This is a genomic window from Brevundimonas sp. FG8, from assembly GCF_057808845.1.
In genome coordinates this window covers 47,552-61,185 of the sequence record NZ_JBMDIU010000008.1, presented here as the reverse complement: position 1 = coordinate 61,185, position 13,634 = coordinate 47,552, and the positions used below count along the sequence as shown (strand labels likewise).

Here is a 13,634-nt window from a genome sequence, read left to right as displayed (position 1 = left end):
CGACCGGGACTTTAATGTCAGGCGAAGGCGTCGGTCAGGAAGGCGTCGAGTTCCTTGAGGTGGCGGCTCATCAGACCCGCCGCCGTCGAGGCGGAAGCCGGGCGGCCCACATAGCGGGCGCGCTTGGACTTCACGTTCAGCTTCTCGAGCGTCAGTTCGATCCACGGATCAACGAACGTCCAGCCGCCCATGTTCTTCGGCTCTTCCTGGCACCAGACCAGTTCGGCGTTCGGGAAGCGGGCCAGTTCGGTCATCAGCGACTTCATCGGCCACGGATAGAACTGCTCCAGACGCAGGATGTAGACGTCGTCCACGGCCTTGCCGGCCTGGGCGTCCTTCTCGCGGCGCTCCAGCAGGTCGTAATAGACCTTGCCCGAGCACAGGATCACGCGACGGATATCCTTGTCCGCCTTGATCTTGATCCCGGCCACGTCCGGACGCGTCTGGGCGTCGTCGTGCAGCACGCGGTGGAACGAGCTGCCCTCGGCCATGTCGGCCAGGGTCGACACAGCCTTCTTGTGACGCAGCAGCGACTTCGGCGTCATGATGATCAGCGGCTTGCGGAACGGCCGGTGCATCTGGCGACGCAGGATGTGGAAGTAGTTGGCCGGCGTCGTGCAGTTGGCGACCTGGATATTGTCCTCGGCGCAGGCCTGCAGGAAGCGCTCCAGACGGGCCGACGAGTGCTCCGGCCCCTGACCTTCGTAGCCGTGCGGCAGCAGCATGGTCAGGCCGCTCATGCGCAGCCACTTGCGTTCACCCGAGGTGATGAACTGGTCGATGACGACCTGGGCGCCGTTCACGAAATCGCCGAACTGGCCTTCCCACATCACGAGCGTGTTCGGGTCGGCCAGCGAGTAGCCGTACTCGAAGCCCAGCACCGCCTCTTCCGAAAGGGCCGAGTCGATCACCTCGAAGTGGGCCTGCTTGTCCGACAGGTTGTTCAGCGGGACGTAGCGCTTCTCGGTCGTCTGATCGACGATCCCCGAGTGGCGCTGCGAGAAGGTGCCGCGCACCGAGTCCTGACCGGACAGGCGGACCGGGAAACCTTCTTCCAGCAGCGAGCCGAAGGCCAGGCTTTCCGCTGTCGCCCAGTCAATGTTCTGGCCGGTCGTGATCATCTCACGACGGCCGTCGATGACCCGCTTCAGCGTCTTGTGAATGTCGACGGCGTTCGGGATCGTGGTCAGGCGGTGCCCCAGATCGGCCAGCTTGGCCGCCGGCACTGCGGTCTCGCCGCGACGTTCCTCGCCCTCGGCCAGACCGATGCCGGTCCATTGACCGTCCAGCCAGTCGGCCTTCTTGGCCTCGAACGCCTTGCCCGCGTCAAACTCGGCGTCGAGGAAGGCCTCGAAGCGCGCGACCTCGGCGTCCACCTCGGCCTGCGAGACCACGCCCTCGGCGACCAGTCGCGCGGCGTAGATTTCGCGGGTCGACGGCAGGGCGCGGATCTTCGAGTACATGATCGGCTGGGTGAAGGTCGGATCGTCGCCTTCGTTGTGGCCAAAGCGGCGGTAGCAGAACATGTCCACCACCACGTCCTTGTGGAACTTCTGCCGGAATTCGGTGGCCACCTTGGCGGCGAAGACGACCGCCTCGGGGTCATCGCCGTTCACGTGGAAGATCGGGGCCTGGACCATCAGGGCGACATCCGACGGATACGGCGAAGAGCGCGAGTTCCGCGGGCTGGTGGTGAAGCCGATCTGGTTGTTGATGACGAAGTGCAGGGTGCCGCCGGTGCGGTAGCCCTTCAGCCCCATCAGAGCGAAGCACTCGGCCACCACGCCCTGGCCGGCGAAGGCGGCGTCGCCGTGGATCAGCAGCGGGATGACGTGGCTGCGGTCCAGCACCCAGTCTTCCTCGGGCTTGCCGGCGTTGGCCTCACGGATGTCGAACGCCTGCTTGGCGCGCGACTTGCCCAGCACCACCGGGTTCACGATCTCGAGGTGCGACGGGTTGGCGGTCAGCGACAGGTGGACGGTGTTGCCGTCGAACTCACGGTCCGACGAGGCGCCCATGTGGTATTTGACGTCGCCCGAACCCTCGATGTCCGACGGCACGGTCGAACCGCCCTGGAACTCGTGGAAGATGGCGCGATAGGGCTTGCCCATCACGGCGGCGAGCGTGTTCAGGCGACCGCGGTGAGCCATGCCGAAGACGATCTCGTCCACGCCCAGATTGCCGCCGCGCTTGATGACCTGTTCCAGCGCCGGGACCATGGCCTCGCCGCCGTCCAGACCGAACCGCTTGGTGCCGGGGAAACGCTTGTGCAGGAAGCGCTCGAAGCCCTCGGCCTCGATCAGCTTGTTCAGAATCGCCAGCTTGCCTTCCTTCGAGAAGGCGTTCTGCTCGAACTTGTCCGGCCCTTCGAAGCGCTGCTGGAGCCAAGACTTCTCTTCCGGCTCGGCGATGTGCATGAACTGGATGCCGATGTTGCCGCAGTAGGTGCGCTTCAGCAGGTCCAGCACCTGACGGATGCTGCCTGTCTGCAGGCCCAGCACGCCGTCCAGGAAGATCGGGCGGTCCAGATCGGCTTCGGTGAAGCCGTAGAATTCCGGGGTCAGTTCCGGGTTGTGGGTCGGCTGCTCGATGCCCAGCGGGTCCAGGGTCGCCTGCAGGTGACCCCGCACGCGATAGCTGCGGATCAGCATCAGGGCGCGGATCGAATCGTGCGCGGCGGCGCGGATTTCATCGGCCGAGGCGGCAGGCGCGGCGGCCGGAGCCGGGGCGGCCGGAGCCGGGGCGGCGCCCGACTTGACGGCGGCCTTCGGATCGGGCTTCGGCGCCGGCCAACGGCCGTCGAACACGCCGGTGGCTTCGGTCGGCTCGGTCGTGACCGAACGGCCCCAGCCACCAGCGGCGCCCGCGGCCTTCACCTGCTCCGCATTGTCACGCAACTGGTCGAAGAAGGCCCGCCATTCGGCCGACACGGAGGCGGGATTGTCGGCCCACTTTTCGTGCAGGTCCTCGATAAACGAGGCATTGGAGCCATACAGGAAGCTGGTCTCGGCAAAGACCTGGTTCAGCCGACCGGCATCGTCCGCCATCGTTCTCGTCACAGTCCCTATAAGCGCGCGCGCACGTCTGCGCGGAGGCGACGGCGCTCATATAGGCGCTGTTTCCTTATGGGTCATGACCGAATAGCGGCGCTGGGGCGGGTTTTTTCGTCTCAGGCGAATAAAAACGCCCCCGGAGGAGTCCGGGGGCGTCTTCAAACAGCGATCCGGGGCGAAATCAGCCCTTCAGAACCTCGACCAGGGTCTTGCCGAGGCGCGCCGGCGACGGCGACATGCGGATGCCCGCGGCCTCCATGGCGGCGATCTTCGATTCCGCATCGCCCTTGCCGCCCGAGACGACAGCCCCGGCGTGGCCCATGGTGCGGCCCTTCGGCGCGGTGCGGCCCGCGATGAAGCCGGCCATCGGCTTCTTGCGGCCCTTCTTCGCCTCGTCGATCAGGAACTGGGCGGCGTCTTCCTCGGCGCCGCCGCCGATTTCACCGATCATGATGATCGACTGGGTGGCTTCGTCGGCCAGGAACATTTCCAGCACGTCGATGAACTCGGTGCCCTTGACCGGGTCGCCGCCGATGCCGACGGCCGTGGTCTGGCCCAGGCCTTCGTTCGAGGTCTGGAACACGGCTTCATAGGTCAGGGTGCCCGAACGCGACACGATGCCGACGTTGCCCTTCTTGAAGATGTTGCCCGGCATGATGCCGATCTTGCACTCGTCCGGGGTCAGGATGCCCGGGCAGTTCGGGCCCAGCAGGCGCGACTTCGAGTTTTCCAGACGGCGCTTCACCTGAACCATGTCCAGCACCGGGATGCCTTCGGTGATGCAGGTGATGAAGGGAATCTCCGCGTCGATGGCTTCGATGATGGCGGCGGCCGCGCCCGACGGCGGGACGTAGATCACCGAGGCGTCGGCGCCCGTGGCGTCCCTGGCTTCAGCGACCGAGGCGTAGATCGGCAGGCTTTCGCCGTGCGAACCGGTCCAGTTGGTGCCGCCCTTGGTCGGGTGCACGCCCGCGACCATCTGGGTGCCGTGATAGGCCAGCGCCTGCTCCGTGTGGAAACCGCCGGTCTTGCCGGTCAGGCCCTGCACGATGATCTTGGTGTTCTTGTCGACAAGAATGGACATGTCTGTGCTCTGAAATCTGTGTGTCTGCTGGGCGGTGCGGCGCTTACGCGACCGCCGCGACGATCTTCTGGGCGGCGTCGTCCAGGTCGTCGGCGGCCTGAATGGTCAGGCCCGACTCGTTGAGGATCTTCTTGCCCAGCTCGGCATTGGTGCCTTCCAGACGAACGACCAGCGGCACCTTCAGGCCCACTTCCTTCACGGCCGCGACGACGCCCTCGGCGATAACGTCACACTTCATGATGCCGCCGAAGATGTTGACCAGGATGCCTTCGACCCTGGGGTCGGCGGTGATGATCTTGAAGGCCGCGGCGACCTTGTCCTTGCCGGCGCCGCCGCCGACGTCACAGAAGTTGGCCGGCTCCTTGCCGTACAGCTTGATGATGTCCATCGTGGCCATGGCCAGACCGGCGCCGTTGACCATGCAGCCGATGTTGCCGTCGAGGGCGACGTAGGCGAGGTCCCACTTCGAGGCCTCGATTTCCTTGGCGTCTTCCTCGGTTTCGTCGCGCAGTTCCTTGATGTCCTCGTGGCGGAACAGGGCGTTGCCGTCGAACGAGACCTTGGCGTCCAGAACGCGCAGGTGACCGTTCTTCATGACGATCAGCGGGTTCACTTCCAGCATGTCCATGTCCTTCTCGACGAAGGCCTTGTACAGCGCCGGGAACAGCGACTTGCCGTCTTCGGCCGCCGCGCCTTCAAGGCCGTAGGCGGCGTTGATCCTGGCGACGTCGGCTTCGGTCACGCCCGTGGCCGGGTCGATGACGATGTTCTGGATTTTCTCGGGGGTGTCGTGAGCGACGGTCTCGATGTCCATGCCGCCTTCGGTCGAGACGACGAAGGAGATGCGCCCATAGGCGCGGTCGACCAGCAGCGAGCAGTACAGCTCACGCTCGATGTCGGCGCCGTCCTCGATGTACAGGCGGTTCACCTGCTTGCCGGCCTCGCCCGTCTGGGCGGTGACCAGGGTGTTGCCCAGCATTTCCCTGGCGTGGGCGACGGCTTCCTCGACCGAGAAGGCCAGACGGACGCCGCCCTTGGCGTCGGCGGGCAGTTCCTTGAACTTGCCCTTGCCACGGCCACCGGCGTGGATTTGCGACTTCACGACATAGAGCGGGCCCGGCAGCGACTTCGCGGCGGCTTCGACTTCATCAACCGAGGTGACGGCGACGCCGGCCGCGACGGGCGCGCCGAAGCCCTTGAGAACCTGCTTGGCCTGATATTCGTGAATGTTCATTGGGAGACCGCCGCCACCTGCTGGGGAAAGTTGCCGGGCTTATAGGCCCCCCGCCTTCGCAGGTGCAACCGTCACGCCGCGTGAGGGGCGGCCACGCCGGGCCGGGACGGGCCAATCCGGCGGTTTCAAAGCCTAATCCACCCAGTCTTTCTTCAGCGTGCGAGAGGCGCCCATCAGAAGGATCGAGGCCAGCACATAGAAGCCCATGCCCGTGTAGATCGCCCAGCGCAGGCTTTCGTCGCCGAAGCGCGGAGCCAGCAAGTCGCTCATCCAGCCGAAGTAGAAGAAGCCCACGGCGATGCCGAGCAGGTTATTGATCAGCAGGAACAGGGCCGAGGCGGTCGAGCGCATCGGGGCCGGAGCCAGATGCTGGACCGCCGCCGTCACCGGCCCCAGCCAGGCCAGGTTCAGGCCGGTCGGGATCAGGAAGATGAGGAAGGCCACGGTCAGTTGCTGGACCTGGCTGCCGCCGCCCGGGAAGATCAGGCCGATCAGCCAGGGCGAGTTCATCGCCAGGATGAAGCAGGGCGCCGAGATCAGGAAGGCGATGGCCGGAACCAGCGGATAGGCGCCCTTGCCGCGCCTGGCCAGCTTGTCGGCGATGGCGCCGCCGGCCCAGATGCCCAGAATGCCGCCGATCAGGGCGATGCCCGAATAGTACCAGCTGACTTCCTTCAGGCTCAGCTCGAAGCTGCGCATGAAGAACAGCGGCAGCCATCCCGCCACGCCGTAGCCGCAGACCGAGGATGAGGCGGCGCCCAGCGCCAGCAGCCAGAAGCTGCGCTTGGGAACGAGGGTGGTCGCCGTGACCCGCGCGATCATGATGGACGCGCCGATCACACCGGCCAGCAGACCGGCGAAGACCAGCACCAGCGGATTGGCGTCGATCACGCCGAACTGCGCCAGACCGGCCAGAACCACCAGACCGGCGGCCAGGCCGAGCAGGCCCTGCGCCACGCGCTTGCCGATACGGCCGTCATTCAGCGGCGGCGCGGCGACAGGGGCCGTTGCCAAGGGCGCGACTTTCGCGGCGTCCGTGCCGCCACGCGCCGGATCCTTGACCGTCAGACGCAGCACCGGCGCGACCAGCAGGCCCAGCAGGCCGACCACGATGAAGGCCATCTGCCAGCCGTAGGTCGCCGCCAGAAGGCCGCCGACCAGCGTGCCCGCCGCCGTGCCCAGCGGAATGCCGAAGGCGAAGGCCGCCAAGGCGCGCGCCCGCTGGTGCGGCGGGAAATAGTCGGCGACCAGCGAATAGGCCGGAGCCACACCGCCCGCCTCGCCGACGCCGACGCCCATGCGGAACAGGAACAGCTGGGTGAAGGAGCCCGCCACGCCGCACAGGGCCGTGAAGCCGGACCAGACCGCCAGCGCCCCGGTCATGATCCAGACCCGGCTGAACCGGTCGGCCAGCCAGGCCAGCGGAATGGCGAGCGTCGAATAGACAGAGGCGAAGGCGATGCCGCCCAGCAGGCCGAACTGGGTGTCCGACATGCCGAAATGTTCCTTCAGCGGCGCGGCGAGGATGCCGATGATCTGCCGATCCAGGAAGTTCAGCATGTAGATCAGGATCAGGATCGCCAGAACGTAGAAGCGATACCCGGGTCGTTCGGTCGGCTGTCCGGGGACAGGTGCGTCCGTGGCGGTCATGGCGTTTCCCTCGACTGTACTTTTTTGTTGCTCGAACCGTAGCGACGCCGTGGCCCGACGCCAGAAGAAAAGGGCGGCGGCTCACCAGAACCGCCGCCCTTGATCAGGATCGATCAGGCTTCAGGAGATCAGAATTTGAACTGGACCGTCGCCGTCACGGTTTGCGGCGGGCCGTAGTAGGCGATCAGCGAGTTGTTGAAGGTCGCGCCCGCGAAGTTGTAGGCGCCGACCTTGTATTCCTCGTCGGTCAGGTTCTTGCCGTACAGACCGAAGGTCCAGCGGTCGCTGGGGTCGGTCCAGACGACCGAAAGATCGACCAGGGTATAGGCCTGCTGATCCAGGATCGGATTGGGGAACTCGAACTGGCTGTAGTCGCCGCGGTACGAGACCGACGGGGTGACGGCCAGCTCACCGCCCGCGACATTGCCGATCCAGGTCAGGCCCAGATAGCCGGTCCACTCGGGGGCGTTCTGCAGGACCACCTGATCCGAGATGTCCTCGTAGGACATGGTCGTCAGGTTGTAGCGCAGGAACTCCTCGAAATCGGAGTGCAGGTAACCGACGGCGAAGTTGGCCGACAGGCTGTCAAGGATTTGCAGGCGACCTTCGAATTCGGCGCCGTAGAAGGTCGACGAACCGACGTTGTCGACGAAGGAGGCGATGCCGCCGACGGCCGGAACCTGGGTCGTGACCTGCTGGTCGCTGTACTCGTTGTAGAAGATCGACGAGGCGAACGAGAAGCGGCTCAGCGCGCCCTTCAGACCGATCTCGTAGGAGTCGACGGTTTCGGGGTTGTAGCCGTTGACCGTGTTCGGCGTCAGGATCGCGTCGCCGCGCATGTCGAAGCCGCCCGACTTGAAGCCGCGGGAGTACGAGGCGTAGGTCGTCAGATCGTCGGTCAGATCGAAGGACAGCGAGACCTTCGGCGTGAACTGGTCGAAGTCCTTGGTGCGGACGTAATCGGTGCGGACCAGCGTCGGCGCGCGCGACGTGCCGCCCAGCAGCGGGCTGCGGGTGGCGCCGGCGTAGTTGGCGCGGAACACGCGGCCGGTCTTCTCATCCAGCGTATAGCGCATGCCCAGGCCCAGGTGCAGACGCTCGGTCAGGTCCAGGTTCACATCCGCGAACAGGGCGTAGCTGGTGGTGTTGACGTAGCCCGCGGTGCCGATGACCAGGCCAAGGTTGCCCGCGATCGTGTCGAAGGCGCCTTCGGCATGGCCGTCCAGATAGAAGAGGCCGGCGACGCCCTGAATCCGGTCGTAGTCGAACAGCAGCTGGAATTCCTGCGTGATCTGGTCGTCCGAATAGTAGGCCGGAACGTCCAGCGTCGGCGCCGGGGTGTTGTCGAAATCGATCACGGTGTCCGTGTCGCCCTCGCGCCATGCGGTGATCGACTTGAAGGTCAGGTTGTCGTTCAGGTCGATCTGGACCGTAGCCGACAGGCCCTGGTTCATGACCGAGTTGCTGTCGCCCAGACCGGCGTAGGTGTCATAGACACTGTCGGGAATACCGGCGCCGGCGCCCACGCCCGCGACTTCACGGTGACCGTGGCGGGGGTTGGAGTTGTCCTCGGTGCGGTCGTAGGCCAGACGGACCTGGACGCCTTCCTGGGGCTCCCACTCGGCGCTCACGCGACCGGCCAGCACGTCCTTGTTGTAGTGCTCCGCGCCGGTGTTCAGGTTGGCGCCGTAGCCGTCGCGGGTATAGCTGGCGATCGCACCGCCGATGCGGAAATTGTCGGCCAGCGGCACGCTGCCCGAGGCCAGCAGATCGACCTGGTTGTAGCTGCCGTATGACCCGCGCAGGGTCATTTCAGGATCCTGCGACAGGCGCGAGGTCACATATTTCACCGCGCCGCCGACCGTGTTGCGGCCGTACAGCGAGCCTTGCGGGCCGCGCAGCACCTCAATGCGCGAGACGTCGTAGACGTCCAGCACCGAACCCTGCGGGCGGGCGATGTAGACGTCGTCGACGTACAGGCCGACGCCGGGCTCGAAGCCCCACAGCGGGTCCTGCTGGCCGATGCCGCGAATGAAGGAGATCAGGGTCGAGTTCGAACCGCGGGCGACCTGAACGGTGGCGTTCGGGGTTTGTTGTTGCAGGGCTGTGATGTCGGCGACGCCGGTCTGCTCCAGACGTTCCTCGCCGAGAGCCGAAACCGAGATCGGCACATCCTTCAGCGCTTCGTCACGACGACGGGCGGTGACGACGATTTCACCCAGGTCCGACGCGCCGTCCTGCGGGACGACATCCTGCGCCAGAGCGAGCGTCGACATGGCGCTCCAGGCGGCGCCCGCGAGCAAGGCGGATTTCACGAGTTTGTTCATTGGTAGCCCTCTTCCCTGATGTTTCCGATCCTGACGCTTTTATTCAGCGTTCAATGATTTTCCGGGAACCTAACCGTTTTCGGCCCTCTGTCAAACGGTGGCGGTTCCGTGGCGTAAACACGTCCCCGGGCCTGTGGCGCCGTTGCACAGTCGGGCCGTGGAAGCCTAGCTTGCGGGGATGAGCGAGCCCGAGCCCCCCGTACCCCAGGATGAAAACCGCCCCGCACGCCGTGGACGGCCGCCCAAGGCCCGCGCGGCCGGGACCGCCGACACCCGCGAATCAATCCTGGACGCGGCCGAGGACCTGTTCTCGAAGCACGGCTTCTATGGCGTCACCATTCGCGAGGTGTCGCGTGAGGCCGGAGTCGATACGGCGCTGGTGCATTATTATTTCGGCGCCAAGCGCGGCCTGTTCGACGCGGTTTTCCTGCGCCGGGCCGAAGTCTGGAACAACGAGCGGGTCGACGCGATCAACCGCTATGCGCGCGAAGCCGGTGAGGCGATGACGCTGGAGGGCCTGCTCGAAGCCTTCCTGCGACCGCCCTTCCAGTGGTCGCTAAAGGGCGGGCCGGGCTGGAAGCACTACTCCGCCCTCGTCGCCCAGACCAACGCCAACCCGGCCTTCGGCGGCGAGACCATGGCCCGCTATTTCGACCCCGCCATCCGCCGTCTGATCGAGTTGATCAAACAGGTTCTTCCGGACGCCCGCGAGGTCGATCTCTACTGGGCCTACCACAATCTGTCAGGGGCCCTGACGCTGACCCTGGGCGAGACCGGGCGTCTGGATCGCCTGTCCGGAGGCCTGTGCAAGTCAGGCGACCTCGAGACAGCGGGCGACTACATGGTCCGGTTCGCGGCGGCGGGCTTCCGCGCGGTGTGCGCCGTCGAGGATCGCGAGCGGGCCTGACCCATGACCCGTCCCGATCGGTCCGCCCGGACCTTCAGCATCTCCATTGATCGCAGCCTGATCCGGGGCCTGCTCATCGCCGAGGGCGCCGCCCTCGTCCTGGCGCTGACCGGCGCCTTTGGTATGGATCAGGTCCCGCTGTGGGTCCGTCTCGCCTACTGGTGTCCGATGATGCTGGTCGGCGCGCTGTGGGGCATTCTGGCCTCCCGTCTGATCGAGAAGCACATTGATCTGGACCGGCGCCCCTGGCTGATGGCCGGCGCCCTGACGGCGCTGATCTCGGGGCCCACGGCGGTTTCGGTCTGGGCGGTGACGAGTCTGGTGTTCAACGGCGACCGGACCCTGCACCTTTCCGGCCTGCCGAACTTCTTCGTCCCGGTCCTCATCGTCACCGGGACCCTCTCTCTGCTCAACGTCTTCCTCGCGCGCACCCCCGTCCAGACCCATGCCGCGACGCAGGGCGCTGCCCCGGCCCGCTTCCCCGACCGCCTGCCGCCGAAGCTGCGCGGAGCGACGATCCACGCCGTCGAGTCCGAGGACCACTATCTTCGCATCCACACCGACCGGGGCTCGGACCTGATCCTCATGCGCCTGTCCGACGCCCTGACCGAACTGGAAGGCCTCGAAGGCGCGCAGACGCATCGCAGCTGGTGGGTCGCCCGGGACGCGGTCCGCGAGGTCGCCCGGGGCGAAGGCCGCGCCACCCTGACCCTGCCCGGCGGGATTGAGGCTCCCGTCAGCCGTCGCTACGCCAGGGCACTGCGCGACGCCGGCTGGTACTGATCGTCGGCCTGCCGCGCTTCGCGCTACTTGAGGCCTAACCCGCCCAGATCCCGTGGAAGCCGGCCGGCAAGGCGATGTCGGCGCGCCAGCTGACCATCGGCCCGTCCGCGACCCGCGCGGCATCGAAGACGTGCAGCTCGGTCACGCCTTCGCGCAGGTTGATCGCCGGCGCCACCAGCCAGGCGTCCGTCTCTCCCGAGCGGCCCGGTTTGGGAACCCAGTTCGCCTCTTCCATGATCACATCGTCGCCGAACGAGAAGGCGTCGGACCGCCCGGTCTCCCAGTCATGCACGGCCAGACCGTTCGGCAGCGGTCGCCCGCCCCGCTCGCCCGCGGTGTGAACCGTGCGGCGGCGCGCCAGACCGGCCCGGCGCGGATCGCTCTTGGGGAACTCCGCCGCGATGCCCGAGGAGACCATCTCGGCCCGACCGTCCGTGTGCAGGGTTATCAGCGACAGCTCCGACGGCGCGCCCGGCACGGTCCCGCGTCCCTCGACCAGAACCCGCGCGCCCTCGACCACGAAGGTGATGTCCTTCCCCGCCGCCACGTCGAAGCGGATCGTGCCCGAGGCGTCCTCCCAGGCATCGCCCAGATGGAAATAGCTGAACGCCGGCAGTTCGAAGATGCGGGTCCGGCTCAGGTCCGCCTTGTCCACCACCATCACCTGTGTGCCCAGTTCCGGCTTCCACGCAAACTGGCTGGCGTAGGGCATGCCGCTGTGATCGAAGACCCACGGCTGCATCACGATCACCAGATGCCGAGCCGTGGCGGTGAAGTCGTGCATGTAGCTGGCGCGCGGCAGTTGCACGATGCCGGAGGCCTTCAGACTGCGGTCGGCGTTCAGCCGCCAGACGATCATCCGGTCGCCGTGCTGGCCGACGTTCCAGATCGTGCCGTCCTGATCGTAGCGGGGGTGCGCCTGGAAGGGCATGCCCTTCAGGTCGTCCCGCAGGCTGACGAACCGTTTGGTCGACAGGTCCGCGCGATCCATGGCCAGCGGCGAGCCGCCCTCCCACAGCGCCCAGACTTCGTCGCCCGCCACCATGACGGCGGTGTTGGCCGCATTGGCGTCATCGTTCGAACCGAGGCGGGCGCGGCTGTCGCCGACCGTGCCGAAGCCGGGCGTGACCACCGCGTCGATCTCACTCTCCCAGCGGCGCTTGGGCGTATCGGCGAAGCGGGCCTCCAGGGTGGCCTGCCCGTCCCGGACGCGGAAGGCGCGCATCAGGCCGTCGCCGTCGAACCAGTGGGTGGCGGAACCGCCCGGCCGCCGGAACTTGCCCGGCCCGTTGCGGAACAGCGCCCCTTCCAGCGCCGCCGGCGCCCGTCCGTGCACCCGGCGCATGGCCCGGCGCGCCACATCGCCCTCCAGATCGGCCGTGGCCATCGACCAGTCGGCGGCGAGCTGCATGGCGGCCATGGCCCGGACCGTCTCGGGCGTGACGACCGCGGCCGACAGGGCGGCGGCGCCCATCAGGAAGTTACGGCGTGAAGCAAGCATGGCGGATCTCCGTCTGACAGGACGTGGAGGCAGGGCTATCGGGAGGGGACGGGGCTTACTTGATGCGGATCGTCTGGGCAGTCACGCCCGACACGGCGAACTGCGTCTGCTCCCAAGTCGCCGGGCCCATCATGCCGACGGCGTTGTTCGAGAAGGCATAGGGCTCGACCGGCATGCCGAACGGGTTGGTGTTCATCCGGCCATCGCCGTTCACATCGTGGAAGGCGCGCACCGCATAGTCGCCGGCGGGCAGGTTGTTGAACACGGCCACCGCCGTCTCGCCCGAGGCGTCGGCTTCGGCCGAGGCTACCGGCTGACCGCCCTTGTAGGCGTCCTCCGAGTTGAACAGGGCGACCATGACCTTGCCCGTGTGGGCGCCGGTTTCGAACGTCAGGGTCAGGGTGTCGCCTTCGGCGTGAGCCGGGACAGCAGTCAGGCCCAGCAGGGCGGCGGCGGCGAGGGTGGCGATGCGGATCATGGCGGGCTTTCCTGGGAGAGACCCGACGACCGGGCCTCCGATGCCCCGACCGTGACGGCGACCTTCAGCGGCCGCCACGCCGTTTGCAGGAAAGGACGCCCCGACTTCGCCAATCGCCACCGGTGTTCATTCGCGAAACGCGAACGGACACCCTGTTCAGCCCCGACGGTCGCTCAAGGCGCGGAAGGTCATGGCGACGGTCGAGATGAGGAAGGCCATCGCCGCGATCAGAGACGCCTCGATCAGCAGAGGCGCTCGAACCGCGAAGGTTATGACATCGTATTGGCTCAGGAAGGACCGGCTTGACTCAACGCGCTCATAAACCGCCAGCCCGCCCGGCAGAATCGGCAAGAGCGCCAAAGTCAAAAGCTTGCGATTGAAACGTCCGTCGCGATCCCTGAGCGCCTTGATCCCGACGACCACGGCGGCGATCAGCAGACACAGCATCACTGCGAGCACCACCGACCGGATGATGCGGTGGGGCAGGATCAGATAAATCAGCCGATCCACAGGCATGTAGCCGTGGATCAGCCACGCCGCGATCCCGGCCGACACGATGAAGCCGACCGCCGGGATCAACACCCCGATGTAGCGTTTGATGATCCACCCTCCCCTGC

The 13,634-nt window shown here is 66.5% G+C and carries 10 protein-coding genes; 2 read left to right on the top strand and 8 right to left on the bottom strand.

Going from position 1 to position 13,634, the window contains the following annotated elements; translation table 11 throughout:
• Nucleotides 1–17 precede the first annotated feature (17 nt).
• The 5 genes from ACODRV_RS13365 to ACODRV_RS13345 form a co-directional block, all read right to left on the bottom strand.
• Nucleotides 18–3,047: a 2-oxoglutarate dehydrogenase E1 component gene (locus ACODRV_RS13365; protein WP_488908643.1), complete on the bottom strand. Its 3,030-nt coding sequence runs from the start codon at nucleotides 3,045–3,047 to the stop codon at nucleotides 18–20.
• A gap of 187 nt (nucleotides 3,048–3,234) precedes the next feature.
• Nucleotides 3,235–4,137 (bottom strand): succinate--CoA ligase subunit alpha, encoded by a 903-nt coding sequence (gene sucD / locus ACODRV_RS13360; RefSeq protein WP_141625578.1) that lies wholly within the window; start codon nucleotides 4,135–4,137, stop codon nucleotides 3,235–3,237.
• A 43-nt stretch (nucleotides 4,138–4,180) separates the two neighbouring features.
• Complete coding sequence (gene sucC / locus ACODRV_RS13355) at nucleotides 4,181–5,371, bottom strand: ADP-forming succinate--CoA ligase subunit beta (protein WP_488908642.1); 1,191 nt, start codon at nucleotides 5,369–5,371, stop codon at nucleotides 4,181–4,183.
• A gap of 132 nt (nucleotides 5,372–5,503) precedes the next feature.
• Nucleotides 5,504–7,021: a spinster family MFS transporter gene (locus ACODRV_RS13350; protein WP_488908641.1), complete on the bottom strand. Its 1,518-nt coding sequence runs from the start codon at nucleotides 7,019–7,021 to the stop codon at nucleotides 5,504–5,506.
• A gap of 128 nt (nucleotides 7,022–7,149) precedes the next feature.
• The gene (locus ACODRV_RS13345; protein ID WP_488908640.1) at nucleotides 7,150–9,348 is read right to left on the bottom strand and encodes a TonB-dependent receptor; all 2,199 of its coding nucleotides are present in this window, start codon (nucleotides 9,346–9,348) and stop codon (nucleotides 7,150–7,152) included.
• A gap of 178 nt (nucleotides 9,349–9,526) precedes the next feature.
• On the opposite strand from ACODRV_RS13345, the gene ACODRV_RS13340 reads away from it, so the two are divergent.
• Entirely contained in the window at nucleotides 9,527–10,255 is a 729-nt protein-coding gene (locus ACODRV_RS13340) for a TetR/AcrR family transcriptional regulator (protein ID WP_488908639.1), read from the top strand.
• Nucleotides 10,256–10,258: 3 nt separating this feature from the next.
• Entirely contained in the window at nucleotides 10,259–11,038 is a 780-nt protein-coding gene (locus ACODRV_RS13335; protein WP_488908638.1) for a LytTR family DNA-binding domain-containing protein, read from the top strand.
• Nucleotides 11,039–11,072: 34 nt separating this feature from the next.
• Here the strand turns inward: ACODRV_RS13335 and ACODRV_RS13330 are convergent, their stop codons facing one another.
• The 3 genes from ACODRV_RS13330 to ACODRV_RS13320 form a co-directional block, all read right to left on the bottom strand.
• Nucleotides 11,073–12,539, bottom strand: coding sequence for a carotenoid oxygenase family protein (locus ACODRV_RS13330; protein ID WP_488908637.1), 1,467 nt, complete (start codon nucleotides 12,537–12,539; stop codon nucleotides 11,073–11,075).
• 55 nt (nucleotides 12,540–12,594) lie between these two features.
• Nucleotides 12,595–13,017 carry a DUF2141 domain-containing protein gene (locus tag ACODRV_RS13325; RefSeq protein WP_141625572.1) on the bottom strand — a complete coding sequence of 141 codons (423 nt, stop codon included), beginning with the start codon at nucleotides 13,015–13,017 and terminating at the stop codon, nucleotides 12,595–12,597.
• Between the two features lie 156 nt (nucleotides 13,018–13,173).
• Nucleotides 13,174–13,599, bottom strand: coding sequence for a hypothetical protein (locus ACODRV_RS13320; RefSeq protein ID WP_488908636.1), 426 nt, complete (start codon nucleotides 13,597–13,599; stop codon nucleotides 13,174–13,176).
• Nucleotides 13,600–13,634 lie beyond the last annotated feature (35 nt).